The following is a 26,561-nucleotide window of genomic DNA, read 5'->3' as shown; positions in this document are numbered from 1 at the left end:
GGACTCGCGCCCGTACCGGCGAACGCGGCCCCCGCACATCGAATGCGCGAGGGCCGCAGGTTGTTTCGCGTGCCGCGGAACTACTTCTTGGCGGCGGGCGCGGCCTTCTTGGCCGGGGCCTTCTTGGCGGGCGCCTTCTTGGCCGGAGCCGGGGCGGCCTCGGCCACCGGGGCGGGCTCGGACTCGGTGGTCACGGCGACGACCTCGGCCTCGACGGTGTCCGCGACCTCGGCGACCTCTTCCTTGGCGCCGCCCAGCAGCGGGGCGACCTGATCGGAGACCTTGCCGATCACGTCCTGGGCCTGACTGACCAGATCGGCGTAGAGGGTCTCGACCTGCTCGAAACGCTCCTCGAAGGCCGGGTTGCCGGTCTTGAGCTTCTCGACGGTCTCCTCGCCGCGCGCGGCCAGGTCGGTGTAGAGGTCGAGCAGCTGGTGGTAGTACTGGTCGACGAGCTTGCGCAGCTCCTCGGGGGTGGTCTTCTCACGCAGTCCGGCCAGGTCCTCCGGCAGCTCGGACGGCAGCGCGGCCAGGCGCTGACGCACGACCTCGACCTGCTCCTTGGCATCGGCGGGCAGGTTCGCGAAACGCTCGCGGGCCTCTTCGACGCGTCCGGTCACATCGGCGGAAGCGGCGCGGGTGCGGACCTTCTCGATGGTGTCCAGGACCGACGCGTAGATGGCGTCGCCCGCGCCGACGGTCGCGTAGAGCGGCTTGGTCACGGTGGCGGTGATGGTGGGTTCAGTCATGATGTCTCGTTCTCCTGGCGTGGCGGAACTTCGGTAGTAACGTTCGGAACCTCGTTGTCCCTCAGGGCATTGCCCTTGTTTCCCCCGGGAACGCCCCCCGTGTGGTTCGTCGCGTCCCCTCTGTCCTCGTTCGCCGCGTTTTCCCGGCGGAACGATTCATAGATGTCCAGGAGGACCTGCTTCTGCCGCTCGGAGATCTCCGTATCGGCGAGCAGTGCGTCCCGGACCGGGCCGTGCGGCCTCTGTTCGAGGTACCCGGCCCGCATGTACAAGACCTCCGAGGAGACCCGCAGACCCTTCGCGATCTGCGCGAGTACCTCGGCGGACGGGTTACGCAGTCCGCGCTCGATCTGACTGAGATACGGATTGCTCACCCCCGCCAGTTGGGCCAGCTGGCGCAACGAGACCTGAGCGGCCTCGCGCTGCGCGCGGATGAAGCCCCCGATGTCGTGCGCCGCGTTGGCTACGCGGCCCGCTCGTTCGTCGGCGGCGGACGTCTCCGCCTGTGTGCCGTCGATCGATTCGGGAACCTCGGGATCGTGTGTCATCACTGACCTTCCGGCGGTTGTGCGGTCAATTCTAAAGGGGGGTGCTAACTCTTGCAAGCGCTCTGCTAGCACCATTGCGGCAAACGTCCGGCGGTACCGGAATCAGCCATGGAACAGCAAATTTGAAACGGCGTAGATCGCCAGCCCGGCCAGCGAACCGACCACCGTGCCATTGATGCGGATGAATTGCAGATCACGCCCGGCCGCCAATTCGATCTTGCGACTGGCTTCGTCGGCATCCCACCGGGCAACGGTATCGCTGACCAGAGTGGCGAATTCGTCACCGTAGTTCAGGACCAGATAGCGCACGCCACGCTCCAGCCACCCGTCCACTTTGGCACGCATGCCCTCATCGGCCGACAGCCGCTCCCCCAGGTTCCGCACGTTCTCGGCCACCTTGCGGCGCAGCGTGGAGTTCGGATCCTCGGCGGACTCCAGAATCATCCGCTTGGCGGCGCGCCAGGTCGCATGCGCCAGACCGGTGATCTCCTCGCGGCCCATGAGTTCGGATTTGACCCGCTCCGCCTTCTTGATCATGGCGTCGTCGAACTGCAGATCGTGCGCGAAATCCTCCAGGAAGCGATTCGCGGCCTGCCGGACCTCATGCTCGGGCTGGGTGCGGACCTTCCAGGTGAACTCCACCAACTCGCGGTAGATACGTTCGGCGAGCAGTGAATTCACGAACTTGGGCGCCCACGAGGGTGCGTCCCGGTTCACGATGCGATCGATGGTCTCCTGCGAATCCAGGGCCCACTGGTGTGCGCGCTCGGCTAGCAGATCCAGCAGCGGGGCCTGGCGATTGTCGGCGATCAGCTCCTTGAGCACCTTGCCCAGCGGTGGACCCCAGAGCGGTTCGGCCACCCGCTTCACGATCGTCTGATCGATGATCTGCTCGACATCCTCATCGCGCAGCACACCGATGACCGCGTTGAGAATGGTGGCGCTCTCCTCGGCCACGCGTTCGGCGTGTGCCGGATCGGCCATCCAGCGGCCGAGCCGGAAGGAGATCTGCGCGGAGTTCAATTTCGTCACCACCACATCGGGTGAGAGGAAATTGGTGCGCACGAAATCACCGAGACCCGCGCCGAGTTGATCCTTCTTCTTCCGGATGATGGCGGTGTGCGGAATCGGCAGGCCGAGCGGATGCCGGAACAGCGCCGTCACCGCGAACCAGTCGGCGAGCGCGCCGACCATGCCCGCCTCGGACGCGGCCCGCACATAGCCGACCCAGTCACCGCCCGCACCGCGTGATTCGGTCCAGCGGCAGAACAGGTAGATCACCGTCGCCGCCGCCAGGAACGCGGTGGCTATGGCCTTCATCCGCCAGAGGTCTTTGGCCTTGCCTTCATCGCCGAGCAGATCGGCGAAGGCTCCACCCGGCGCGGGGGCGGGCTGCGACGCACGCCCGCTGGTTTCCAGGACCCCGGCACTGCCGGCAGGTTGCTCCATATGTTCCATTCTGCTGCTTCCCGGAAGTTGGTCGTCGGCACCGGGCCGGTCCCGAACATCGGCGATCCGGGACATGCGAGGCTTAAGCTGATTAGGCCCAGCCCACAGAACGAACCAGGGAGTCACGCTGTCCACCCAAAGAGCCGTCGACGCCACCACTCGACCGGGTCGCGAGGACGGTCGTAAGCGGCGCTGGCAGCAACACAAGATCGACCGCCGGGAAGAGCTCGTCGACGGCACCCTCGCGGCCATTCGCGCGCGCGGCGGGGACGCCGGCATGGATGAGATCGCCGCCGAGATCGGCGTCTCCAAAACCGTGCTCTACCGGTACTTCTCGGATAAGCAGGATCTCACCCGCGCCACCATGGAGCGGTTCATCGAGACCACGCTCATGCCGCGTATCTACGAGGCCATCAGCGATGATCTCGACGAGTACCAGCTGGTCCGCAATACCCTCGCCGCCTACGTGCACACCGTCGACGCCGATACCGACGTCTACCGGTTCATCATGGGCAATGGCGCCTCCACCGACACCTCCACCCTCGCCGACTTCGAGAAGCTCTTCGCCCAGGTGGTGTCGGCGGTCATCACCGATAAGGCGTTCTCCCGGGGCGTACAGACCGAGGGCGCGATGCTCTGGGCCTACGTCCTGGTCGGCGGCGTCCAACTGGCCACGGACTGGTGGATCACCAACCGCACCATGTCCAGTGACGAGATGCTCGACTACCTGACCATGATGGCCTGGAGTGCCATCGAGGGCATGGTGCGCGCGGGCGGCGACCGGACGTGGTTCAACTCCAAGCCGCATGTATTACCTGATCCGGAGAACAAGGCGTGAAGCTCGGAAGGTGACAACCGATCTCGTGCGGGCCGGGTAACTCCCGGGGTACGCCCGAAATCGGTTCGGCACCAAACCGCAGGCCGCGTGCCCAACAGCCAACGGATTTCGGCCGGGCGCAGGAGTGCCGGGGAGGCGGAACAGTGGTTAGGCTGACGGACGGCGGGCACATCGAGGTTCTCGTCGGCGTCGGCGCCAATGGGGGTGCTGGTTCTATGGAGGGTCACTGATGGCGAAAGAGCTGCCCACATCCAGGCTTGCGCGGGGGACCAAGCTCGGAATGGCCGTCGCCGGTAATGCCTTGCGAGCCCAGAAGACTCGGCGGTCGATGCGCGGTCGCTCGGAGGCGGTGCGCGAACGCATGGCCGAGGAGTCGATGATCCGGGCCACCGAACAGATGGTCATGGTGCTGGGCACCATGAAGGGCGTCGCCATGAAACTCGGGCAGATGCTCTCGGTGCTGGACCTGGATCTGGTTCCGCCGGAGCATCGCGAACGTTTTCAGCGGCGGCTCGCCGTACTGCGGGACAGCGCGCCCTCGGTTTCCTTCGATGTGATGCGCGCGGTGATCGAGGAGGACTTCGGCAGAACCCTCGAAGAGGTGTTCGTCGATTTCGAACCCGAACCCATTGCCGCGGCCTCCATCGGACAGGTCTATCGGGCGAAACTGCGTGACGGGCGCACCGTCGTGGTGAAGGTGCAGTACCCGGGAATCGACGCCGCGGTACGCGCGGATCTGAAGAACCTGGCCATGTTCCGGCGCATTCTGCAGTCGGCCATGCCGTGGATCACCCCGGCCGTCCTGGATGAGCTGCGGTTGAACCTGGAGAGCGAGCTCGATTACGTCGCCGAGGCGAATACGCAGAAGCAGATCGCCGAGCTGTATCGCGGGCATCCGTTCATCGTGGTGCCGGATACCTTTCCGGAGCTGTCCACCCAGCGCGTGCTGGTGAGCGAGTACTTCCCGGGGCACGGCTTCGAGGAGATCCGGGCGTTGCCCGCGCCGGAGCGGGATCGGATCGGCGAGATCATCTACCGGTTCTATGTGGGTTCGCTCTTCACCTTCAACGAGTTCTGCGGTGATCCGCATCCGGGCAATCTGCTGCTGGGCGCGGATGGGCGGGTGGCGTTCCTGGATTTCGGTCTGTACAACCGGATGGATCCCGAGCACGTCCAATTCGAGGCCACCTGTATCCGCGCCGCCGCCGAGGATCAGGCGGAAGAGTTGCGCGACTTGATGATTCAGCGCGGAGTGATCGATTCACCGGAGGAGATCACCCCCGAGGAGTGCCTGGAGTACGTGCTCGCGGCGTGCGAATGGGCGCTGGTGGACGAGGATCTCACCATTACGCCCGAGCTGGCCTCGGGCGCTTTCATACTCGCGGTCGACCCGCGGGCCAGTGAATTCTCCGGTATGAAGCAGCAGAATCTGCCGCCGGAGCATCTGTTCTCGCGGCGCGCGGATTTCCTCACCTTCGGCATGCTCGGGCAGTTGGAGGCGACCGGCAATTGGCATCGCATTGCCCGGGAATGGCTGTACGGGGATGAACCGGTCACCGAACTCGGTCTTGCGCATAGGGATTGGCTGACCAGCAGGCCCGCGCCCACCCCGACCACCGGACCCAAGAAGAAGACCACTCGCAAACGCGCCGCGAAGGCGTGAACCCCACCGGACGGAAATAATCATGGCAGACAGGGAATTCGACCTCGTGCTATTCGGCGCGACGGGTTTCGTCGGCAAGCTGACGGCGCAGTATCTGATCGAGGCCGCACCCGCCGGGGCGCGCATCGCCCTGGCCGGGCGCTCGGCCGACAAGTTGGCCGCGGTGCGCGCCGAACTCGGCCCCGGTGCGGCGGAATGGCCACTGGTACAGGCGGATTCGACCGATCAGGCGAGCCTGGACGCGCTGGCCGCGCGCACCGAGGTCGTGGTCACCACGGTCGGACCGTACCTGCGTTACGGGCTGCCGCTGGTACAGGCGTGCGCCGAGAACGGTACGCACTACGCCGATCTCACCGGTGAGCCGCTCTTCATTCGCGAATGCATCGACCGCTTCGGCGATCGGGCCGCCGAGACCGGCGCGAAGATCGTGAATTCCTGTGGCTACGACTCGATTCCGTCGGATCTGAGCGTGTACCAGCTGTACAAGCGCAGTGTCGGCGACAATACCGGCGAGCTCACCGATGTGACCCTGGTGGCGTGGCTCAAGGGCGGGGTCAGCGGTGGCACGGTGGACTCCGGCCGCGCCATGATGGAGGCCATTGCCGCGGATCCGAAGAAGGGCGCGATCATGTCGCACCCGTATTCGCTGAGCCCGGACAGGTCCATGGATCCGGAGGTGGGCCGCCAGAGCGATCAGGCGCTGGAGCGGGCCTCCAATATCGATCCGAGCCTGAACGGCTGGGTCGCCACCTTCATCATGGGCGCGCACAACACCAAGATCGTGCGCCGCAGCAACGGCCTGCTGGGCTGGCCGTACGGCAAGAACTTCCGCTATCGCGAGGTCATGAGCGCGGGCAGCTCGGCCACCGCACCGCTGGTCGCGGCGGGTATGGCGGGCGGCATTGTGGCGACCATGGCCGCGGGCGCGGTGCTGTCCCGTGTCGCGGTGGGCCGTAAGCTCCTGGATCGCCTGGTCCCCAAGCCCGGTACCGGCCCGAGCGAAAAGGCCCGCCTCAGTGGCTGGTTCACCATGCGCACCTTCGCGCACACCACCTCCGGCGCGAAGTACGTCTGCACCTTCGCCGGTAAGGGCGATCCGGGCTACGCGGCCACCGCCGTCATGCTCGGCCAGTCCGGCCTGACCCTGGCCTTCGACCAATTGCCGGAGCTGGCTGGCATTCTCACCCCCGCCTCGGCCATGGGCGATGCGCTCACCGATCGTCTCCGCAAGGCGGGTATGACCATCGACGTCGACCTGGCCTGAGGCCGACCGCTCAGCCCGGGGTGCGCGACCGGCGCGGCAAAACGTCCTACTCGGCGTTGTGCGCCGGTGACGGATGCGGGGCGAGTACATCTTCGGCCGCGGCGAGTTCCCGGACGGTGTCGATGAATGGGCGCAGCAGCGGATTTCGGTTGGCGGTCGGCCACATGAGGCCGTAGTCGATCGGCGGGGCATCGTGGAAGGGAACGAAAGCCATGCCGGGGCGAGTGTGGAATTGCTCGGCGCGCGCGGCCACGGTGCTGACGCCGACGCCTTGGCTGACGTGGACCAGCGCCTCCTGCCAGAACATGACAGCGGGTCCCTGCGGGATGGGCCGACCGGCCGGAGTGCGGCGGGGGAAGTAGTAGTCCATCCAGTAGCGCGGTATCGACGCATCGGCGAGGGTGACCAGCGTGGTGTCGGCGACATCTTCCATCGATACCGAATCGCGTTGCGCGAAAGGATGATTCGAAGGCACCATGAGCGCGCGGGGTTCGGAGAAGATGATCGGCCCGGTGGTGATGTCGGGTTCGGCGATGGGGAATTCGGTCAGCTGGAGATCGACGACGCCGGCCCGCATCCGTGCCAGCGGATCCATGAGTTGAATCTCCTCCACCGAGATCACGCTGCCGGGGTATCGACGGCGAAAGAGTTCGGCGGCCCGCACCATGAGATTGCCGCACCAGGGGGCGGAGAATCCCACCACCAGCACCCGCGGCACCATATTGCCGCGACTCGCGGCGGTGACCCCCGCGGCAATCTGTTCATAGGCCGGTCGCAGATCATCACGCAGCTGCCTGCCGACATCGGTGAGCGACACCTTGCGGCTGTTGCGTTCGAAAAGTGCTGCGCCGATACGCCGTTCGAGTCGGCGAATGGTTTGACTGATGCGGCTCGTCGTCAGCCCCAGGCGGTCCGCGGTCCGGCCGAAGTGCAGCTCCTCGGCGAGAGTGAGAAACGCCTCCAGTTCGAGTCGTTCCAGCATCGATGTCCTCCAGTTCGCGCGGCCGACCGGACCGGTACGGAGCGCAGTGTGTAGCGATGTTTCATGCTCCTTGGAGCAAACAGATCTTGTTCGGGGTAATCCGCGGGCGGCAGGGTGAGAGTGGACCGGCAGGGGCGAAAGTCCACTCGAATTCGAAAGGTTGTCAATGCGCAAGATCATCGAATCCACTTTCGTCACCACCGACGGGATTGTCGGCGAGCCGCATAAGTGGGGCGGCCCGTATTGGGATGCCGAGCACAGCGAATACGCGTCGGAGTTGCTGTTCGCTTCGGACGCGCTGCTACTGGGGCGGGAAACCTACGCCGGATTCGCCGCGGTATGGCCGACTCGGCCCGATGACGATCCGTACACCGCCCGGATCAACGCCATGCCCAAGTACGTGGCATCTCGAACGCTCGCACAGCGCGAGGCCACCTGGAACGCCACTGTCCTGCAAGGGGATGTCGTCGACGCGGTGCGCGCGCTCAAGTCGGAGGATGGCGGTGACATCCTCAAATTCGGCACCGGGTCGCTCTCGCACGTGCTGCTCGAGGCGAAACTGGTTGACGAATACCACTTCTGGATCTTCCCGACCATCGCAGGCACGGGCGAGCGACTCTTCGAGGGCTACGCCGACCTCACACATTTCGAGTTGATCGAGACGACGAACTTCAAATCCGGCATCGTCGTGCACCGCCTCGCCCCGCGCTGATCGCCCGGTGGTCGGTGGTCGGCCGCCGGGCGTGCCCACTACCTGTTGCCGGGGACGTGCAACGGCTGATTGTTGGTGATGAAGTACTGCGCGGCGGCCGCGCTGGCGATCGGGGCGGTGATCAGGAGTTGACCGGCGACGGTGCCCAATGCGCCGACCGCGGCGATGCCGCCGAGACAACCCAGGGCCGCCGCCGGGAGGAACGGACCGAACAATCCGACGAGCGTGGCGGCCGCCGGCGACGGCGATCAGCGCGGCGACGATCGTACCGGCGGGGGTGAGCGTGGACACGACAGTATCTCTTTCCTTCTATACGTCCGTCGTTATACGTCCGTCGCACGCACGGCGTCGGCGACGGCGCGGAAGTCCTTGCGCAGGATTTTGGAGTGGTTGCTGGGGACCTGTGCGTACACGGTGAGGTTGGGGTTGGCGGCCAGCACCGGGTCGAGTGAGTCGCGGGCGGCTTTCATTTCCTCCGCGCTGCCGCCGAGGTTGGAACCGCTGGCCAGGACGTAGCGCAGCGGGCGGCTGATCCGGTTCAGGACCGGGGCCATCTCGGAGCAGAGCTGGTTGATCTCGACGGCGACCGCGGTGTGCTCCTCGACCGACATCTTCGCGGCCAAGCCGAACGGGCGGCAGATCGGGAACAACCAGCGCATCTTGTGGAAGAGCTTGCGAATGTGTTCGCGGCCTTCCTCGCCGGTCAGACCGTAGGGCATGGCGCCATCCACGGCGACGACTCCGATGACGCGGCCGGGATTGCGCTCGGCCCAGTGCGCCGCGAGTGTCGCGCCGTAGGACCAGCCCACGATGATCGCCCGCTCGACCCCGAGCGCCGCAAGGACCGCGTCGAGGTCGCTCAGATGGGTCTCGAAGGAGTAATCCGCCGACCGCTCGGACTTGCCGCGTGCCCGCATGTCGTAGGTGATGTGACGGAAGCCGTCGCCGAGTTCGGCGATCACGGGCTTCCACGGCTTCTGATTGGCGTAGGCGCCGTTCAGGTAGATGACGGCCGGTCCGGAGCCGCCGGCGTCCGTCACGGCCAGTTCGGTGTCGTCGACGGCGATCATGCCGGTCCAGGCGGAAGCGGTCGAGGAGACGCTGGTGCGGGTCATGGCAATCGGTTCCTTCATCTGTTCGCTGTGCGGTGGCGGGGAGCTGGGCCGCTGTTCATGGGATACGTTGGCCTGCCCGGCTGATATCTCCCTGACACGGAACTGACATGGGGCCGATGTCGCAGGAGACTGCCCGCCATCGCAGCGGTGAACGCGGCCCCGACCCGCGAGAGGGCGCCAGGATGAGCGCTATCGGGCGCAGCACGACCAGGATCCACCAGCGCCGAGGTGCAAGCCCCTGGGCTGCTTGATGATTCAGATGTGCGCTGCTACGCCCCGTCGCGCAGGGAGCTGAGGCCGCCGAGGACGCCCAGGTAGGCGGTGCCGTCGGGGCCGAGGGCCAGGCCCGCGTAATTGTTGTCGTAGAGGGGGCCGGAGCCGGATCGGCGTTGCCACACCAGGTTTCCGGTGCGGTAGTCCAGGGCGGTCCAGTCCGTCGTCGACCTGGCCGGGTGTGCGCTGGCCGGAGTTGGCGTAGGTGACGCGCCAGGTGATGTCGGGGGTGCCGCCGGGGCCGGAGTCGAAGCGCAGCAGTTCGCGATTGGTGGCGATGTAGACGTCGCCGTCATTGCCGACGGCGAAGGAGTTCTCGATCTCGCCGTCGGCGCCGCTGCCGAGCCGGATCACCTGTGTCGCACCGGTTTCCGGATCGAGAGTGCCTACGACGCCATTGTTCTTGGCCACGAACCACAGCAGGCCGTTCGAGTCCGGCAACACCGAGTTCAGTGTCTCGCCGGGTTGCAGCGCGACCGCTCCGGCGGCCAGGATTCCGCAGGCCAGGGCACGTGCGCGCGGGAGCCGGACGGGTGCGACAGGGGTCGGATGCTCGGTCTTCATCGCCACCTCCGGCTATCCGCCTGTGGCGCGACGACACAAGCTCTGGTCGGTCGACCAGGTGGGATGATCGCACATTCGGCGACCGAACCCTACCGTGCGGTACGTCACAGTAAGCCCCCTTACGCGACGGGACGCGGGTGCGGAAACCCTCCGGTAGGGTCGCGATCGGGATGGAGGGTCGTACCGCGAGAAAGGGGGACGCCCGCTTATGTCCTTATCGGACGCCAGGCCGTGCCCGGCATGAAATGGATGCTGACCCCGGACGAATTCGCGCTGGTCTGGACCCGCGAAACCGAGCTGGAACGCCGCCCCTACCCCCTCGACACCCTGCCGCGCGCCACCGACACCGAAAACCCGAGCGCCACATCTCGAATGCGGCATCGCTACCGCACCGATCCGGATCTGAGCGCGGCGCTCATGCTGTGCGCGCGCACCGACACCACCACCGTCACCCTCTACGGCGAATGCACCGATCCCGCGCCCCGGCGCATTCTGGCCTTCGCGGCGGTGGCACAGCAGCGCGCGGGCATTCTGGTCGCACTGCCCGACACGGTCTCGGTAACGATCTGTCCCGCCGATCAACTCGGCCAGGAGCTGGTGGAGATCATCGGCTCCGCACCGCCCGGCCGGCACGCCCCGATGCGCGAACCGCAGCACGCGGTACTGCTGCCACCGCAGCCGGACGCCGATTCGAATACCGAACATACTGTCGCCCAACCCGATTCGGCCGATCTGGCCGCCGATCACTTCCGCCGCAAACTCCGCGAACCGGTGGACGGGCGCGGTTTCATCACCGTCACCGTCGAGCCCGCCAATCCGCTCTCCCCGCCGACCCGGCATCGCACCTGGCTGGATTTCTCCGGTGACGGCCGCTATCTGCTCACCACCGCCACCGATCTGACCCTCACCCCGGTAAGTGATGCCGAGTTGGCCGAACATCTGGTCCGTCTGGCACGGGTTTAGGTTGCCTCGGGTTCACCGTCACGATTTCGGCGTGCTTGCCCACACGAACCGCACCGGCGTGTTACGCATGACGGATGGCGAAGGCGACATCGTGGTCGAAACCGGTTACCAAGGTCCTGCGGGCCGATGGTGTGCGGGTCAGCGATCTGAACACATCCGCGACCCCCGGTTTCAAGGGCGATAAGCGCGCCGGGGAGCAATTGCTGGCCGAACGCGCCGGCGTGCTCTCGGATCTGCAGGAACGGCTCTACGCCAACGGCAGGCAAGGCGACAACCGCAGTGTGCTGCTGGTGTTGCAGGGCATGGACACCGCGGGCAAGGGTGGCATCGTCCGGCATGTGATCGGTTCGGTGGATCCGCAGGGCGTGGATCACGCGGCCTTCGGCGTGCCGACCCCCGAGGAGCGCAAGCACCACTACCTGTGGCGTATTCGCAGGCAGCTGCCGCGCGGCGGTCAGATCGGCGTCTTCGACCGCTCGCACTACGAGGATGTGCTCGTGGTGCGGGTGCACGATCTGGTGCCGCCGGAGGTATGGGGCAAGCGCTACGACGAGATCAACAAGTTCGAGCGCAAACTCGTCGACGAGGGCACCGTCGTGGTGAAGGTCGCCATGTTCGTCTCGCTCGACGAGCAGAAGAAGCGCCTCATGCAGCGCCTGGATCGACCGGACAAGCATTGGAAGTACAGCCCCAACGATCTCGCCGAGCGTGCCTACTGGCCCGCGTATCAGGAGGCGTACCAGGCGGTGCTGGATCGCACCAATACCGATCACGCGCCCTGGCAGGTACTGCCCTGCGATCACAAGTGGTACGCCCGCTTGGCGGTCACCGAACTTCTCATCGACGCCCTGCAGGGCCTCAAACTCGATTGGCCCCAAGCCACTTTCGACGTCGACGCGGAGAAGAAGAAGCTCGCCCAGGCATAGGGATCCGTGGCGTCACCGCGATGCCCGCGATCCCGTGCGGGGACTTCACCCCGCCCCGCCCCTGAGGTTCGCGGCCGTCCCGGTTCTGGACCGACCGGAGGCGGGGGAGCGAAGCGGGGGAGCCGGAGGGAGGGAAGAACCGGGACTTCAGGGCCGCGAACCCGCCCGGAGCGAAGCGGAGGGCAGAAAATACAGTCGCGAACCCGCCCGCAGCGAAGCGGAGGGCAATGGTTACAGCATTCTCTCAGGTTTGCGGGTGAAGATAGGCTCGCAGAAGTCGTGACTAGGAAAGGCGTGGTGAGCGCGCGGTGAGCAAACCGGGTGATCGCAAGAATCCTCTGGCCAAGGCTCAACAGGCTGATCGCAATCGAAAGATCATGATCCAGGTCGGCGTCGGCGTGGTGCTGGTCGGGCTCATCGCGGCGATCGGTATCGGGTTGGCGATGCGCAAGTCCGACAGCAACGACGCGTCGAGTTCGTTCGCTCCGGTCGTCACCCATGACGCGAGCGCGGGCGCGGTGCCGCCGAATCTCACCGAGGGCGGTGCGATCCGCATCGGTAAGCCGGATGCCAAGGTGAAGGTGCAGGTCGTCGCCGATCTGCAGTGCCCGGCCTGCCAGATGTTCGAGAAGAACAACGCGACCGCGCTCGAGGACGAGGTGAAGAGCGGTACCGCGGTGGTGGAGTACAACATCATCTCGTTCCTGGACCGCGCCTCCAGCGGCAACCAGTTCTCCACGCGCGCCGCGAGCGCGGCCTATGTGGTCGCCTCGGCCGATCCGTCCAAGTTCCAGGCGTGGCTGTCGGCCATGTACGGCCAGCAGCCCCAGGAGGGCGGCAACGGTATGACCGATGATCAGCTGATCCAGATCGCCGCCTCGGTCGGTTACACCGATCCCGCTGTGGCACAGGGCATCAAGGATCAGAAGTACGTCGCCTATGTGAAGGACGAGACCAAGGCGGTCTTCGATACCGGTCTCAAGTCCACCCCGTCGGTGTACGTGGCCGGTAAGCAGGTCAGCGATCCGCAGGCGCTGATGACCCCGAACGGTTTGCAGCCGGTCATCGAGGCCGCGGCGAAGTGATCATCTCGGCTCCACCCCGATCCGCCTGGCCGCTACTGCTGGGCGGATTGATCGGCTGGGGTGCGTCGGTGACGCTGCTGGTCGACAAGTTCAAACTCTTCACCGAACCCGGCTTCAAACCGCTGTGCAGTATCGATTCGACGCTGTCCTGCACCACCGTCATGGAATCGGATCAGGCGGCGGCCTTCGGGTTCCCGAATCCGATCATCGGTGTGGTCGGCTTCTCGGTGGTGGTCACCCTCGGGGTGCTGGCGGTCGCCAATATCGGTCTGCCACGCTGGATTTGGGGTGGGCTGTGGTCCGGGCTGGCGCTGGGTATGGGTTTCATCGGCTGGCTGATCTATCAGGCGGTGTTCCAGATTCACGCACTGTGCCCGTGGTGCATGGTGGTGTGGGCGGTGACGCCGCTGCTGCTGGCGGTGGTGACCGGGCAGCTGTGGGGTAAATCCCGCGGACTCCTGCAAATTGTCGTGGAGTGGCGGTGGACGGTCGTCGCCATCTACTACGCGGTGGTGATTCTGATCGTCTACATCCAATTCCAGGATTACTGGCGCGATCACCTCTGAGTCAGTTGGCCGGGCCGACCGTGAGTGTCACGCTCACGGTCCGCTGCCCGCCACCGGGCTCGGTCAGATCCAGGCGCACCACATCATCGGGTTTGTGCAGATTCAGTGCGGCCTTGAGGGTTTGGGCGCTCGCGACGACCCGCCCGTCGATGGCGGTGATCACCTCGCCCTCGGTGAGCCCGGCCGCGTACGCGGGTTGCCCGTAGATGGCCACATCGATGCGCGCCCCGGCGGGCTGGGCGTCGGAGGTGAGAATGCCGAGGGTGGCGGTCGGGCCGATGTGCACGGTGTCCGTCGGTGTGCCGGAACGGATTTGGCGTACCACGGCCATGGCGGTGTCGATCGGCACCGCATAGCCTTCGGGCCCCTGGCCCATGGCCTTCTGCAGATCCCCGGAGGCGGCGGTGACCACACCCACGACCGCGCCGTATCGATCCACCAGTGCCCCGCCGGATTGTCCGGCGGCGACGGCCGCCGCGACGGCGATCAAGCCGTGCAAGGACTTTCGGGACAGATCCGCCGCATTGCGCGCCACGATGGTGCTGTCCAGATCGGTGACCGCACCGCCGACCGCGGTGGGCGATCCGGTACCACCCGCATTGCCGATGGCCAGCAGCTGATCCCCGAGACGTAAACCCGCCGAGCTGCCGATGCGCGCGACCGGCAGGCCGTCCGCGCCGGTGAGTTCGATGAGCGCGATATCGGCCGCGGAGTCGTAGCCGAGCACCGTGGCCGGGTACACCGCACCAGTGCCGATATCCGAAACCGTCACGGTATCAGCGCCTTTGATGACGTGATGACTGGTGAGCACCTGTCCGTCGGCGGTGAGCACAATGCCCGAACCCGCCGCGCCGAGACCGTACGGGCGGATGCCCGCGGTGATATTCGCCAGCACCGGATCCACCAGTCGCGAAACGAGCGCGTTGTCCAGCGGCGGCAGTGGCGGGCCGAGCAGGGATGCGGTGGGCGGATCGCGGTGGAACGGCCAGCGCGCCAGATCGCCGTGATAGCCGAGGAATGCGGTGATACCGAGGATCGCGGCGAAGATCAGGGCGAGTAGTCGCCCGCCACCTGCCGAATTCGTGCGCCGCGGGTCGTCGTGCATCGATCCCTCCACTACCGCATCGGCCGTGCGGTCTGTATCTCCTGGTGTACCAGGTCAAGTGGCCGATACGCCGCTCTTCGTGCGTTTCAATGGCTCAGCGCGGCGATTCCGAGCATGGCCCCCAGCCCGAGCAGGGTGAACAGCAGCGGCGCTTTGGACGGTCTACCCGCATGTGCCTCGGGCAGGATATCGGCGGTCGCCAGGTACAGCAGGAAGCCCGCGAAGTAGCCGAGATACATGCCGACGAATCGATCCGGTACATGGAGGAAGGTGCCGACGATCGCACCGATCACCGGTGCGATGGCATCGGCCGCCAGCATGGCCAGGCCGCGTTTGCGCGCATTGCCGTACAGCGTGGTCAGGGTGAAGGTATTGAAGCCGTCGGCGAAATCATGGCTGATCACCGCGATGGCCACGGCCGCGCCGATGGCGGCATCCACCTGGAAGCTCAGCCCGATACTCAGTCCGTCCAGGAAGCTGTGGAATACCAGCCCCGCCGCCGCCACCAGGCCGACGGAGGCGAAATCGTGGTGGTGCGAACCGAATTCGTCCTCGTGGCCGGTGTGCAGAGCCACGGTCCGCTCGACGATGTGCACGGTGAGGAATCCGACGACGGCGGCCAGCAGCGGTACCGGCACGCCCAGTGCGATGCGGGTATCGGCCGCCAGCGCCTCGGGCAACAGGTCGAAGGCGACCACGCCCAGCATGACGCCCGCGGCCAGCCCCAGGACCAGGCGTTTGCGATCGCCGATGCGGTCCGCGACCAGTCCGCCGATGAAGGTCGAGCACATCGACACCAGTGCCAGCAGAATCGCCACCGGCCCAGCATGCCGATCCGGCGGCGCGTCGCGAGCGCGCCGCGCCGAGTGGTAGGCATGTACCCATGAGCATCGCTGCCGCCTATGCCGTCTCCGCGCCCGATGGCCGGTTCTCCAAGCTCGCTATCGAACGCCGTGAGCTCGGTCCGCGAGATGTGCTGATCGATGTGAAGTTCGCCGGCATCTGCCACTCCGATATCCACACCGCCCGCGACGAATGGGGCGGCACCCGCTACCCCTGCGTGCCCGGTCACGAGATCGCGGGCCTGGTCGCCGCGGTCGGCTCCGAGGTCACCCGGCATAAGGTCGGCGACCGGGTCGGCGTGGGCTGCATGGTCGATTCGTGCGGCGTCTGCGGGCCGTGTGTGGCGGGCGAGGAGCAGTACTGCGATCGCGGCGCGACCATGACCTACAACACCACCGTCGCTCCGGAGCTCGCCCCGGCCGGGTACACCATGGGCGGGTACTCCACGCAGGTCGTGGTGACCGACGGCTTCGTGGTCGGCATTCCCGAGGGCATCGGTCTGGATGAGGCGGCGCCGCTGCTGTGCGCGGGCGTCACGCTCTATTCGCCGCTGCGGCATTGGAACGCGGGCCCCGGCAAGCGGGTCGCGATCATCGGTATGGGCGGGCTCGGACATGTGGGAGTGAAGATCGCCGCCGCCATGGGCGCGGAGGTGACCGTGCTCAGCCATTCGCTGAGCAAGCAGGCCGACGGCGAACGCTTCGGCGCGCAGCACTACTACGCGACCAGCGATAAGCAGACCTTCCGCGAATTGCGCGGGAAATTCGATCTGATCCTGAATACCGTCTCGGCGGACCTGCCGATCGACAGCTATATGAAGCTGCTCGCCCTGGACGGCACCCTGGTGATTCTCGGCTTGCCCGAAAATCCGCTCAGCGTCAAACCTTTCACCATCGCGGGCTACCGGCGTTCGCTGGCCGGATCCATGATCGGCGGTATCGCGCAGACCCAGGAGATGTTGAACTTCTGCGCCGAGCACGGCATCGGCGCGGAGATCGAGGTCATCTCGGCGGATCGCATCGACGAGGCCTACGACCGGGTGGTGGCCAGCGATGTGCGCTACCGCTTCGTCATCGACACCGCCACCATGTAGGCAGCCCCCTCGTCGTCCCGGCATGCTTTCGGCCGGGATCCATACCGGCAAGGCATGCGCCGACAGTGTGGATCCCGGCCAAAAACGCGCCGGGATGACGGGGGCTGGCTCCGAGAACCCCGGGCCACGGCTACGTTTGCGGTGTGCCCGAAGAGGTTGACGGCGTGCCCGGCGAGGCTGCCGAGAAGAACAACTCATCCGAAGAGAACAACGCGACTGACGACGCTCCGCTGAAACGGACGGTGGCGATTCCGGCGTGGCTGCCGCGCGCGTATCTGCTGGCGGCGGGCACGGTGGCCGGGATCGTCATCACCTTCTGGGGGTTGCAGAAACTCCAGGGTCTGCTGACCGTGCTGGTGGTGTCGCTGTTCCTGGCGTTCGCCATCGAACCGGCGGTGAACTGGCTGGCCGCGCGCGGCTGGAAACGCGGCCCCGCGACCGGCGCGGTCTTCCTGATCGTGCTGGCCGCGGTGGTCGGATTCGTCTGGGCCATGGGCGATCTGGTGGTCGATCAGGTCACCTCGCTGGTCAAGAACGCACCGCACACCACCGAGGACGCGGTGGCGTGGGTCAATCGCACCTTCCACACCGATCTCTCCGGTGCCGATATCACCGAGCGGGCCTCCCAATTGAGCTCGCGGCTGGAGTCCTGGCTGGTCGGACTGGCCGGGGATGTGTGGGGTATCGGCACCACCGCCATCGGCGTGCTGTTTCAGGCGCTGGGCGTTCTGCTGTTCACCTACTACTTCGCCGCCGACGGACCGCGCTTCCGCACCGCGGTCTGCTCGGTGCTGCCGCCGCAGCGGCAGCGACATGTATTGCGCGCCTGGGATATCGCGGTCGACAAGACCGGCGGCTACCTGTATTCCCGTGCACTGCTCGCGCTCTGCTCCACCATCGCGCACTTCGTGGCCATGCGGATTCTCGATATCCCGTCCGCCATCGCGCTGGCGCTCTGGGTCGGCGTTGTCTCACAGTTCATTCCGACAGTCGGCACCTATCTGGCGGGCGCGCTGCCGGTGGTGGTGGCGCTCGGGCACAGTCCGCGCACCGCGCTGTGGATTCTCGGATTCATCGTGCTGTATCAGCAGTTCGAAAACTATGTGCTCCAACCACGCATCACCGCAACGACTTTGGATATGCATCCCGCTGTGGCCTTCGGCGCGGTGCTGGCGGGAGCGGCCCTGTTCGGGGCCACCGGAGCGCTGCTGGCCATCCCCGTCACCGCCACCGCGCAGGCGTTCATCGGCGCGTATATCCGCCGCTACGAGGTGCAGGAGCCACCCGAACCGCCCGCACCGCGACCGCGTAAACCGCTGTCCGAGCGACTCGGCCGGATCGCGCCCGGGAAGAAGGGAACGGCCCCCGAAAACGGCTGAACCGAATGGCACCGGCGGTCGTACCCTTTACGGGAGGTGGCTGCCCGATGCGATTGCAGGCCGGCGCGGTATTCGCGAGCTACACCATCGAACGGCAGTTGGGGGCCGGGGGTATGGGGGTGGTATATCTGGCGCGCCACCCCAGACTGGAGCGGTCGGTCGCGCTCAAGGTGCTCAATGACACCTTCGCCGAGGACCGTCAGGCGCGAGCCCGATTCGAGCGTGAGGCAGCACTGATCACCGCGCTGGACCACCCCAATATCGTGCCCATCTACGACCGCAATTCACTCGGCGATCCGGTGCTGTGGATCTCCATGAAGTACATCGACGGCGGTGACGCCGCCGCCATGCTCGCCCGCGAAGGCGGCTACGTCTCCGCCGAATGGGCGGTGCGCATGATCGGTGATGCCGGGCGCGCACTGGATCACGCACACCGGCATCGGGTGCTGCACCGCGATATCAAACCCGCGAACCTGTTGGTGGAGTGCGGAATCGGCGGAATCGGGCGCACCGTGGTTACCGATTTCGGTATCGCCCGCGCCGTCGAGGATGCCGAGACCAATTCGCGGGTGAGCGCCACCCTCGCCTATGCCGCGCCCGAACGCTTCGGCGGCGGACCGGTGGACCGTCGCGCCGACCAGTATTCGCTGGGCTGCACACTCTTCAAATTGCTCACCGGCGAGGCCCCGTACGCGCGCACCGATGACGCGGCGGTCATCGCGGCGCATCTGCACGCCGCTCCCCCGCGCCCCAGTGAACGCCGCCCCGGCCTGCCGAGCGGACTCGACGACGTCCTGGCGACGGTGCTCGCCAAACGGCCCGAGGACCGCTATCCCGATTGCGCCAGCTTCGCCGCCGCGGCCCGCGAGGCGGTCGAACGTTCCGGGGAAACCGCTCCCGGAGTGCACTTTTCGCCCGATCTCCGGCATCGGCCGCCGACCGGGCGACCAGTGGTCTGGCATGGCGAGGACGCGGAGACCGCACTCTCCCAGCCACCCGCGCGGCACCCTGGCGGCAGGTCCGGGCCACACACGGATCCGCCCGGGCCACGCGGCAATTCACCCGCGCCACTGATCGGTACGCTTGGGCCGCTGCACAATACATCCGCGCCGCCGATCGGTGCGCCTGGGCCACTGGGCAAGACGTCCGCGCCGAGGCGTTTCACGCGTCGCCGGATGCTGATCGGCGGAGCGTTCGTCGCGGCGGGTGCGGCGGCGACCGCGGGCGGGCTGGTGCTCGGCCGCCACGATCGGAACGCGGCGACCCCGGCGACCGGTGCGCAAATCCCCACCACCCCAGGCGACCTCACCCTGCCATCGCAGGTGCTGGCGCTGGCATTCAGCCCCGACGGGACATTCCTTGCCATCGGCGGGAAGGACAATACGACCCGCCTGTTCGAGGTGCGCACCGGTAAGCAGGACGGCGATCCACTCACCGGGCACAGCAAGGTGATTCGCGCGGTGGCGTTCAGCCCGGACGGCAGTCTGCTGGCCACCGGGAGTGAGGACAACACCGCCCGACTGTGGGATGCGCATACCCGCCGACCCGTCGGCAGCCCACTGACATCGCATACGAATTCGGTGCGCGGCATAGCTTTTCACCCGGACGGCACGCTGCTGGTGACCGGCAGCGACGACACCACCGCGCAGCTGTGGAGTGTGCGCACCCGGCAACCCACCGGCGCCGCCATGACCGGGCATACGGGTGCGGTGCGGGCGGTGGGCTTCCACCCGAAGGGCACACTGGTGGGCACCGGGAGCCAGGACACCACCGTGCGTCTGTGGAATGATTCGACCGGGCTCGCGTCGGGGGCGGCACTGTCCGGGCATAACAGCGCGGTGCGGGCGCTGGCCTTCCATCCGGCGGGGGTGCTACTCGCGACCGCGGGGGACGATGCATCGATTCGCCTGTGGGACACCAATACTCGTTCCGCCTCCGGGAATCCGCTGAGCGGGCACAGCGAGCCGGTGCTGGCGGTGGCGTTCAGCCCGGACGGCGCGCTACTGGCGAGCGGTAGTCGCGACGGCACGGTTCGCCTGTGGGACAACGGGACTCGCGCGCCGATCGGCAATCCCATGACCGGTCACGGTGGTCCGGTGCACACGGTCGCCTTCAGCCCGGACGGCACGCTGCTGGCGACCGGTAGCGCCGATAAAACGGTGCGATTGTGGAGGGTCGCCGACTACCGGTGATGCGCCGACCGGAAGTGTCGGCGCGGACACACTTCCAGCGTGTATGCGGCGACAGAGAATTCCGCCGCGGATCAGCACTATTGCATGCATCGGGAAACACCTCCCGGGACCAGGCAAGAGGAGCCGATCATATGACCACCACCGCGAAACGCATCACCACCGCCCTGGCGGCCACCCTGTTCATTCTCCCGTTCGGCGCGGGCGTCGCCGCGGCCCTGCCCGCCGATACCGGTACCGCCGCGGCCAATTACGACCGCGACGACTACCACTGGTACTGCGATCGGGACAGTCGCGGCTTCGACTGGAACTACTGCTGGGGCCACTACCGCGACCGCTACGAGCGTGAGCACAACAACCATGACAACGGCCATCGCGGCTGGTAATGATGCCACCTCGTCATCCCGGCGCGCTTTCGGCCGGGATCCACACCTACAGCGGCACAGCATATTTCGGCAGCTTCCTGCCAAGAGCACGCCGAAATGACGGGGTGATGTTGCGGCAGTGGCGAACCCGGAGCAGCGTGGCCACCGGATCTCAATGAATGAGCATCGCGCTACCGCCCCGACACCATCTTTCTACTTCCCCGCCTGCTCGTGCAGGGCCTTCTTGGCGGCGTCCTGCACCTTGTCGACGTGTCCGGCGTACTTGCCCTCGGTGCGGTCGTCCACCAGATCGCCGACCTTGTCGACCAGCGGATCCAGCTTGTCCGCGTGCTCGCTCGCCAGTTCGGCGGCCTTGCCCGCCGCGTCCTTCAGATTGTCGAACAGACCCACCGTCGAACTCCTCATCTCGAATCAACCTCGGCCCATAGGCTATCGGCCGGGACCGGTCGGACCGGTGAGCGACGGGTGTGGGGTGCGCGACTAGCACTGAACTGCTTCAAACCCTCGTCCGGCTCCGGCTGATCACCCTTACCCGTCGGATCCATCGGCTTCTCCTGTCTCGAAAGAACTGTGCCCGCAGGCTGATTCCGTCTTCGTGACAGGTTCGTGAACGAGCGCTACCCGGCCGCTTCGGCCTCCGCGGCCAAGGCCCGGCGGCGGACGCGGCGGGCGGCCGCGACCATATTGCGCAGGGACGGATCCAGCTGCCAGTGATGCCGGGTCTTGAGTCCGCCATCCGGATTGGCCCAGAGGCGCTGCGGCGTCACGGCTTTCGCCGCGGCGGTGAGCGCCTCGTCGAGTTCGTCGATATCCGGGATGCGCGCCGACCGCGATTCGTACACACCCGGTCCGACGCCGTGGGTGAGGCCGCGCCCTTCGGCGTTGTCCTCTTCCAGGGACTTGAGCACCCATTCGATGGAGCGGGTGGCGACGATCGCGGTCACATCGGCGTCGAGCTCCTCGATGGCCTGCACCACGTCACCGCGGCTGGAATAGCCGATATGCGTATGGATCTGGGTCTCGGGCAGCACGCCGGAGGTGGCCAGCTTGAACGCGCCGACCGCCCAGCGCAGGTATTCGGCGCGACCCTTGACCCGCAGCGGGAGCAGTTCGCGAATGGACGGCTCGTCCACCTGGATGATGGCGATGCCCGCCCGCTCCAGATCCACCACTTCGTCCCGAATGGCAAGCGCCACTTGGTCGGCGGTCTCGAACAGCGGCTGGTCCTGGCGCACGAAGGAGCGCGCGATCATGGTGACCGGGCCGGTGACCATACCCTTGACCGGCTTATCGGTGAGCGACTGCGCGTAGGTGGTCCACTCCACCGACATGGCGGCGGGGCGGGACACATCGCCGAACAGCACCGGCGGTCGCACGCAACGGGATCCGTACACCTGCACCCAGCCGTAGTGGGTGGTGGCGAAGCCGTCGAGCAGCTCCGCGAAGTACTGGATCATGTCGTTGCGCTCATGCTCGCCGTGCACGAGGACATCGAGGCCGATGTCCTCCTGTAGTCGGATGGTGCCTTCGATCTCGGCTTCGATGCGCTTGCGGTAGTCGTCGTAGGAGAGCCGCCCCTGGCCCAGGTCGTAGCGGGCCTGCCGGCCGGCATTGGTCTGTGGGAAGGAGCCGAGCGTGGTGGCGGGCACCAGCGGCAGATTCAGCTTGGCCTGCTGCGCGACGCGCCGCACCTCATACGGCTCGCGCTCGCGCATCTCCGGGGTGACGTTGTAAACCCGCTGTCGCACAGCGTGCTTCTGCTTGAAGTGCACCGAGGTCGGGCGCTTGCGCCACTTCTCCGAAGGACCCTCGGTGAGCGCCTTGGCGAGCGAAACCACCTCCAGCACCTTCTGTTTCGCGAAGGCGAGGCGGTCCGCGACATGCTCCTCCAGCTCGTACTCCACGAGCAGGTCGTAGGGCACGTGCAGCAGGGTCGCACCGGTGGAGACCACCATGTCGGGGCAGACCTTGGCGAGTTCGTTCAGATACTCGAGGGCCACCACGCGGTCGGCACGCCACACATTGGTGCCGCTGATGACGCCCGCGTACAGCCGCTTGCGGCCGATACCCGGGATCTTCGCCAGATCTTCCGGGCGGATCCGGTGGTTGGCCAGATCGAGTCCGATGGCCTCGACCTTGGTGCGCGCCAACGCTTCCAGGGCCTCGCCGAAATCGCCGTACTGGCCGGTGACGAGCAGTCGCGGGCGCAGCGACGCCTTCGACAGGCGGTGGTAGGTCTGCTCGAAGAGTTCGATGGTGGACGGCGAACGATCACTGGTGAAGCAGGGCTCATCCAACTGCACGCAGGTCGCACCGCGCTTGGCGAGGATCTCGAACAGTTCCTCGTACAGCGGGAGCAGCTTGTCCAGCAGCACCAGCTTGTCGAATTCGGTCTCCCCGGGAACGTGTCCGGTCTTGGAGAGCAGCAGCAGCGACAGCGGGCCGAGCACCACCGGGCGCAGTTCGATGCCCGCGGCCTTGGCGCGATCGAATTCGTCGAGCAGCGCCTCGGGGTGCAGCGAGAATTCGGTATCGGCATCCAACTCCGGCTGGCGGTAGTGATACGGGGTATTGAAGAGCCGCACCAGCTCCAGCGGCGGCAGATCCGGCCGCCCGCGTGCCATCAGGAAGTAGAAGTCGAGCGGGTGCAAACCCTCGCGATGCGGTTCGAACCGCTTCGGCACCGCACCGAAAAGCAGTGCGTTGTCGAGGATGTGGTCATAGAAGGAGAAGGTGTTGCCGGGCACCTGGGTCAGGCCCGTGGCGGCGAGCTCCAGGTACTGCGTCTCCTGGATCTCCCGCCCGACCTCGAGCAGCGCTTCCCGGGAAAGCGTTCCGTGCCAATACGACTCGAGAGCACGCTTGAGCTCCCGGTGCGGGCCGACTCTCGGATACCCCAAAATGCTGGATCCGAAGCCATCGCTGACATTGACCATGTGCGGGACACTCCTTCCGAGCTGCCGGTCCGACTCGACCTATTTGCAGCTTATGCCCGTCGAAGGTGGACGCCGCCACATGCCCGGCGACGCGCACCTGGGTAAAGAACGCTGGGCGTCTCGAGCGTGCCGGTCCTTTTGTTCGAGAACGCAACTACTGATCTCGTAAGGTCGGGGTAACTCGCCGGGGACGCCCAAAATCGGGGTGGCACCTGACCGCCGCCACGCGTGCGGGACGGGTGGCGGCTCCCAGGCCGTGCGCTAAGTACGCGGGGAGGCGGAATTGTACTGGTAGAAGCCGGTGCCCGCCTTCTTGCCCAGCAGTCCGGCCTCGACCATGCGCATCAGCAGCGGCGGGGCGGAGTACAGCGGCTCCTTGAACTCGGCGTACATGGAGTCGGCGATGGACTTCACGGTGTCGAGTCCGACCAGGTCGGTCAGCGCGAGCGGGCCCATCGGGTGGGCGCAGCCCAGCACCATGGCCTTGTCGACGTCTTCCTTGGTGGCGAAACCGGATTCGACCATGCGGATGGCCGAGAGCAGGTACGGCACCAGCAGCGCGTTGACCACGAAGCCGGAGCGGTCGGCGGAGCGCACGACCTGCTTGCCCAGCACGTCCGAGGCGAACTGCTCGGCGCGCTTGGAGACCGAGTCACTGGTCTTGAGCGTGGTGACCAGCTCGACCAGCGGCAGCACCGGCACCGGGTTGAAGAAGTGCATGCCGACAACCCGCTCGGGATTGTTGGTGGCCACGGCGATCTTCATGATCGGGATGGAGGAGGTGTTGGAGGCCAGTACCGCGTTCGGGTCGGTGACGACCTTGTCGAGCTCGGAGAAGATGGCGGTCTTCACATCTTCGTTCTCCAGTACGGCCTCGACGACCAGCTGACGATCGGCGAAGTCGGCGAGATCGGAGGTGAAACGCAACCGCCAGGCGGTCTGCTCGCGCTCCCGCTCGGAGATCTTGCCACTGGACACCGCGCGGTCCAGCGACCGCAGGATGCGGGCGCGACCGGCAGCGGCGAGCTCACGGGTCTGCTCGAACACGAGCACATCGACGTGTGCCCGGGCGCAAACCTCGGCGATACCCGCGCCCATCTGTCCGGCGCCGATAATTCCAACGCGCTGAATCTTTTCGCTGCTCACGTCCCGCTCCGTTCCGCCTCCCCGCAACTTTTGCGGGCGGCTAAGTGCCGTTGCCAGTCCGGCACCCGTGCCTACGTCAGGTTCCGAACCAATTTTGGTCGTACCCCGGGAGTTACCCCGACCCTCACGAAATCGGTTGTCGCCTACCGAATCCCTTCGGGTAAGTCTCGAAATCAAAGCTATAGGAAAAACCCCTCCCCGCCGGGGCTGTCGACGGGAAGGGAGGGTGAACACCGTCGAGGGAGACTCGCGTCCCCCTCGACGGGTTCGAGTACCCGGGGCGGCGGGCGGTGTGATGCGACTGTCGCCCCGGGGTGAGTACTCGAAACCCGTTGTCACTCAATGCGATAACGGGTCGCGGGTGCTTCTCAGTGGAACTGGCCCTCTTCGGTCGAACCCTTCAGGGCCGCGGTGGAGGTGTTCGGGTCCACGGTGGTGGCGATGGTGTCGAAGTAGCCGGCGCCGACCTCACGCTGGTGCTTGACGGCGGTGAAGCCACGCTCGGAAGCGGCCTTGAACTCGCGCTCCTGCAGGTCGACGAAGGCGGTCATGCCCTCGCGGGCGTAGCCGTAGGCCAGGTCGAACATGCCGTAGTTCAGCGAGTGGAAGCCGGCCAGGGTGATGAACTGGAACTTGAAGCCCATGGCGCCGAGCTCACGCTGGAACTTCGCGATGGTCGCGTCGTCCAGGTGCGCCTTCCAGTTGAACGAAGGCGAGCAGTTGTAGGCCAGCAGCTGGTCCGGGAACTCGCTGCGCACCGACTCGGCGAACTTGCGGGCGACCTCGAGGTCCGGCACGCCGGTCTCCATCCAGATGAGGTCGGAGTACGGGGCGTAGGCCTTGGCACGCGCGATGCAGGGCTCGATGCCGTTCTTCACGCCGAAGAAGCCTTCGGCGGTACGGGTGCCATCGAGGAACTCGCGGTCGCGCTCGTCCACATCGGAGGTGATCAGGGTGGCGGCCTCGGCGTCGGTGCGCGCGATGATGACCGACGGGACACCGGCGACGTCGGCCGCGAGGCGAGCCGAGGTTAGGGTGCGGATGTGCTGCTGGGTGGGGATCAGCACCTTGCCACCGAGGTGGCCGCACTTCTTCTCGGAGGCCAGCTGGTCCTCCCAGTGCACGCCGGCGGCACCGGCGGCGATCATGGCCTTCTGCAGCTCGTAGGCGTTCAGCGCGCCACCGAAACCGGCCTCGGCGTCGGCGACGATCGGGGCCAGCCAGTTGGCGACCGAGGTGTCACCCTCGACCTTGGCGATCTCGTCGGCGCGCAGCAGCGCGTTGTTGATGCGACGCACCACGGACGGAACCGAGTTCGCCGGGTACAGCGACTGGTCCGGGTAGGTGTGGCCGGACAGGTTCGCGTCACCGGCGACCTGCCAACCGGACAGGTAGATGGCCTTGAGGCCCGCGCGCACCTGCTGCACGGCCTGGTTGCCGGTGAGGGCGCCCAGGGAGTTGATGTAGTCCTCGTTGTTGACCAGATCCCACAGGATCTCGGCACCACGGCGGGCGAGGGTGTGCTCCTCGACAACGGTGCCCTGCAGCTTCACAACCTGCTCGGCGGTGTAGCTACGGGTGATGCCCTTCCAACGGGGGTTGGTGTCCCAGTCGTTCTGGATCTCCGCAGCGGTCTTCGGGGTGCCGACAGTCGACATCTCTGACTCCACTTCTTCGTTCGGTCTCGGTTGCCCCGCCGGTCGAACCCTCTCGCGATGATTCGGACACTGCTGGAGCGGCAATTTGCAGGCTTGCTATGCCCGCGAGGTGTACTTCCACACGATGGC

Annotated in this window: 24 protein-coding genes and 1 pseudogene; 12 read left to right on the top strand and 13 right to left on the bottom strand. The window is 66.4% G+C overall.

Going from position 1 to position 26,561, the window contains the following annotated elements; genetic code table 11:
- Positions 1-80 precede the first annotated feature (80 nt).
- The 3 genes from OHB26_RS13990 to OHB26_RS13980 all read right to left on the bottom strand — a co-directional run bounded on the left by OHB26_RS13990 (position 81) and on the right by OHB26_RS13980 (position 2,746).
- The gene (locus tag OHB26_RS13990; RefSeq protein ID WP_330184600.1) at positions 81-749 is read right to left on the bottom strand and encodes a heparin-binding hemagglutinin; all 669 of its coding nucleotides are present in this window, start codon (positions 747-749) and stop codon (positions 81-83) included.
- Positions 746-1,297 (bottom strand): helix-turn-helix domain-containing protein, encoded by a 552-nt coding sequence (locus OHB26_RS13985; protein ID WP_330184599.1) that lies wholly within the window; start codon positions 1,295-1,297, stop codon positions 746-748. The genes OHB26_RS13990 and OHB26_RS13985 overlap by 4 nt, the downstream gene beginning before the upstream one ends.
- Positions 1,298-1,399: 102 nt before the next feature.
- The gene (locus OHB26_RS13980) at positions 1,400-2,746 is read right to left on the bottom strand and encodes a DUF445 domain-containing protein (RefSeq protein WP_442942940.1); all 1,347 of its coding nucleotides are present in this window, start codon (positions 2,744-2,746) and stop codon (positions 1,400-1,402) included.
- Positions 2,747-2,873: 127 nt separating this feature from the next.
- Between OHB26_RS13980 and OHB26_RS13975 the strand changes: the two genes are divergently transcribed.
- The 3 genes from OHB26_RS13975 to OHB26_RS13965 all read left to right on the top strand — a co-directional run bounded on the left by OHB26_RS13975 (position 2,874) and on the right by OHB26_RS13965 (position 6,511).
- Positions 2,874-3,584, top strand: coding sequence for a TetR/AcrR family transcriptional regulator (locus OHB26_RS13975; RefSeq protein ID WP_330185634.1), 711 nt, complete (start codon positions 2,874-2,876; stop codon positions 3,582-3,584).
- 229 nt (positions 3,585-3,813) lie between these two features.
- Entirely contained in the window at positions 3,814-5,247 is a 1,434-nt protein-coding gene (locus tag OHB26_RS13970; RefSeq protein WP_330184598.1) for an ABC1 kinase family protein, read from the top strand.
- A gap of 22 nt (positions 5,248-5,269) precedes the next feature.
- Positions 5,270-6,511 carry a saccharopine dehydrogenase family protein gene (locus OHB26_RS13965; RefSeq protein WP_330184597.1) on the top strand — a complete coding sequence of 414 codons (1,242 nt, stop codon included), beginning with the start codon at positions 5,270-5,272 and terminating at the stop codon, positions 6,509-6,511.
- 46 nt (positions 6,512-6,557) lie between these two features.
- Here OHB26_RS13965 and OHB26_RS13960 read toward each other — a convergent pair whose 3' ends face one another.
- Positions 6,558-7,493, bottom strand: coding sequence for a LysR family transcriptional regulator (locus OHB26_RS13960; protein WP_330184596.1), 936 nt, complete (start codon positions 7,491-7,493; stop codon positions 6,558-6,560).
- A 166-nt stretch (positions 7,494-7,659) separates the two neighbouring features.
- On the opposite strand from OHB26_RS13960, the gene OHB26_RS13955 reads away from it, so the two are divergent.
- On the top strand, positions 7,660-8,205 hold the full coding sequence (locus OHB26_RS13955) for a dihydrofolate reductase family protein (RefSeq protein WP_330184595.1): 546 nt from the start codon (positions 7,660-7,662) through the stop codon (positions 8,203-8,205).
- A 38-nt stretch (positions 8,206-8,243) separates the two neighbouring features.
- Here OHB26_RS13955 and OHB26_RS13950 read toward each other — a convergent pair.
- The 3 genes and pseudogenes from OHB26_RS13950 to OHB26_RS13940 all read right to left on the bottom strand — a co-directional run.
- Positions 8,244-8,441 (bottom strand): annotated as a pseudogene (locus OHB26_RS13950) (hypothetical protein); the annotation flags it as partial.
- 87 nt (positions 8,442-8,528) lie between these two features.
- Positions 8,529-9,338, bottom strand: coding sequence for an alpha/beta fold hydrolase (locus tag OHB26_RS13945; RefSeq protein ID WP_330184594.1), 810 nt, complete (start codon positions 9,336-9,338; stop codon positions 8,529-8,531).
- 237 nt (positions 9,339-9,575) lie between these two features.
- The gene (locus OHB26_RS13940; protein ID WP_330184593.1) at positions 9,576-10,157 is read right to left on the bottom strand and encodes a hypothetical protein; all 582 of its coding nucleotides are present in this window, start codon (positions 10,155-10,157) and stop codon (positions 9,576-9,578) included.
- A gap of 240 nt (positions 10,158-10,397) precedes the next feature.
- On the opposite strand from OHB26_RS13940, the gene OHB26_RS13935 reads away from it, so the two are divergent.
- From OHB26_RS13935 to OHB26_RS13920, 4 genes are all read left to right on the top strand, one after another.
- On the top strand, positions 10,398-11,120 hold the full coding sequence (locus tag OHB26_RS13935) for an ESX secretion-associated protein EspG (protein ID WP_330184592.1): 723 nt from the start codon (positions 10,398-10,400) through the stop codon (positions 11,118-11,120).
- 74 nt (positions 11,121-11,194) lie between these two features.
- Positions 11,195-12,046, top strand: coding sequence for a polyphosphate kinase 2 family protein (locus OHB26_RS13930; RefSeq protein ID WP_330184591.1), 852 nt, complete (start codon positions 11,195-11,197; stop codon positions 12,044-12,046).
- 308 nt (positions 12,047-12,354) lie between these two features.
- Complete coding sequence (locus OHB26_RS13925) at positions 12,355-13,131, top strand: DsbA family protein (RefSeq protein WP_330184590.1); 777 nt, start codon at positions 12,355-12,357, stop codon at positions 13,129-13,131.
- The gene (locus OHB26_RS13920; protein ID WP_330184589.1) at positions 13,128-13,697 is read left to right on the top strand and encodes a vitamin K epoxide reductase family protein; all 570 of its coding nucleotides are present in this window, start codon (positions 13,128-13,130) and stop codon (positions 13,695-13,697) included. Before OHB26_RS13925 ends, OHB26_RS13920 begins: the two co-directional genes overlap by 4 nt.
- A gap of 1 nt (position 13,698) precedes the next feature.
- Here the strand turns inward: OHB26_RS13920 and OHB26_RS13915 are convergent, their stop codons facing one another.
- Together OHB26_RS13915 and OHB26_RS13910 are read right to left on the bottom strand one after the other, a co-directional pair.
- A complete protein-coding gene (locus tag OHB26_RS13915) occupies positions 13,699-14,802 on the bottom strand; it encodes a S1C family serine protease (protein ID WP_330184588.1) in 1,104 nt (367 codons plus the stop codon).
- A gap of 86 nt (positions 14,803-14,888) precedes the next feature.
- Positions 14,889-15,620 (bottom strand): ZIP family metal transporter, encoded by a 732-nt coding sequence (locus OHB26_RS13910; protein ID WP_330184587.1) that lies wholly within the window; start codon positions 15,618-15,620, stop codon positions 14,889-14,891.
- A gap of 65 nt (positions 15,621-15,685) precedes the next feature.
- Here OHB26_RS13910 and OHB26_RS13905 point away from each other — a divergent pair, with 65 nt between their 5' ends.
- The 4 genes from OHB26_RS13905 to OHB26_RS13890 all read left to right on the top strand — a co-directional run bounded on the left by OHB26_RS13905 (position 15,686) and on the right by OHB26_RS13890 (position 20,692).
- On the top strand, positions 15,686-16,738 hold the full coding sequence (locus OHB26_RS13905) for an NAD(P)-dependent alcohol dehydrogenase (RefSeq protein WP_330184586.1): 1,053 nt from the start codon (positions 15,686-15,688) through the stop codon (positions 16,736-16,738).
- A gap of 143 nt (positions 16,739-16,881) precedes the next feature.
- Positions 16,882-18,117, top strand: coding sequence for an AI-2E family transporter (locus OHB26_RS13900; RefSeq protein ID WP_330184585.1), 1,236 nt, complete (start codon positions 16,882-16,884; stop codon positions 18,115-18,117).
- 47 nt (positions 18,118-18,164) lie between these two features.
- Positions 18,165-20,309 carry a WD40 repeat domain-containing serine/threonine protein kinase gene (locus tag OHB26_RS13895; RefSeq protein ID WP_330184584.1) on the top strand — a complete coding sequence of 715 codons (2,145 nt, stop codon included), beginning with the start codon at positions 18,165-18,167 and terminating at the stop codon, positions 20,307-20,309.
- A 131-nt stretch (positions 20,310-20,440) separates the two neighbouring features.
- Entirely contained in the window at positions 20,441-20,692 is a 252-nt protein-coding gene (locus OHB26_RS13890; RefSeq protein WP_330184583.1) for a hypothetical protein, read from the top strand.
- Between the two features lie 192 nt (positions 20,693-20,884).
- Here the strand turns inward: OHB26_RS13890 and OHB26_RS13885 are convergent, their stop codons facing one another.
- The 4 genes from OHB26_RS13885 to aceA form a co-directional block, all read right to left on the bottom strand.
- A complete protein-coding gene (locus OHB26_RS13885) occupies positions 20,885-21,097 on the bottom strand; it encodes an antitoxin (protein ID WP_330184582.1) in 213 nt (70 codons plus the stop codon).
- Between the two features lie 212 nt (positions 21,098-21,309).
- A complete protein-coding gene (gene metE, locus OHB26_RS13880) occupies positions 21,310-23,628 on the bottom strand; it encodes a 5-methyltetrahydropteroyltriglutamate--homocysteine S-methyltransferase (protein ID WP_330184581.1) in 2,319 nt (772 codons plus the stop codon).
- Between the two features lie 261 nt (positions 23,629-23,889).
- Positions 23,890-24,774, bottom strand: coding sequence for a 3-hydroxybutyryl-CoA dehydrogenase (locus OHB26_RS13875; RefSeq protein WP_330184580.1), 885 nt, complete (start codon positions 24,772-24,774; stop codon positions 23,890-23,892).
- A 368-nt stretch (positions 24,775-25,142) separates the two neighbouring features.
- The gene (gene aceA, locus OHB26_RS13870; protein WP_330184579.1) at positions 25,143-26,432 is read right to left on the bottom strand and encodes an isocitrate lyase; all 1,290 of its coding nucleotides are present in this window, start codon (positions 26,430-26,432) and stop codon (positions 25,143-25,145) included.
- Positions 26,433-26,561 lie beyond the last annotated feature (129 nt).

The organism is Nocardia sp. NBC_01503 (assembly GCF_036327755.1).
In the GTDB taxonomy this organism is placed as follows: Bacteria; Actinomycetota; Actinomycetes; order Mycobacteriales; family Mycobacteriaceae; genus Nocardia.
This window is presented reverse-complemented; position numbering and strand designations above follow the sequence as displayed.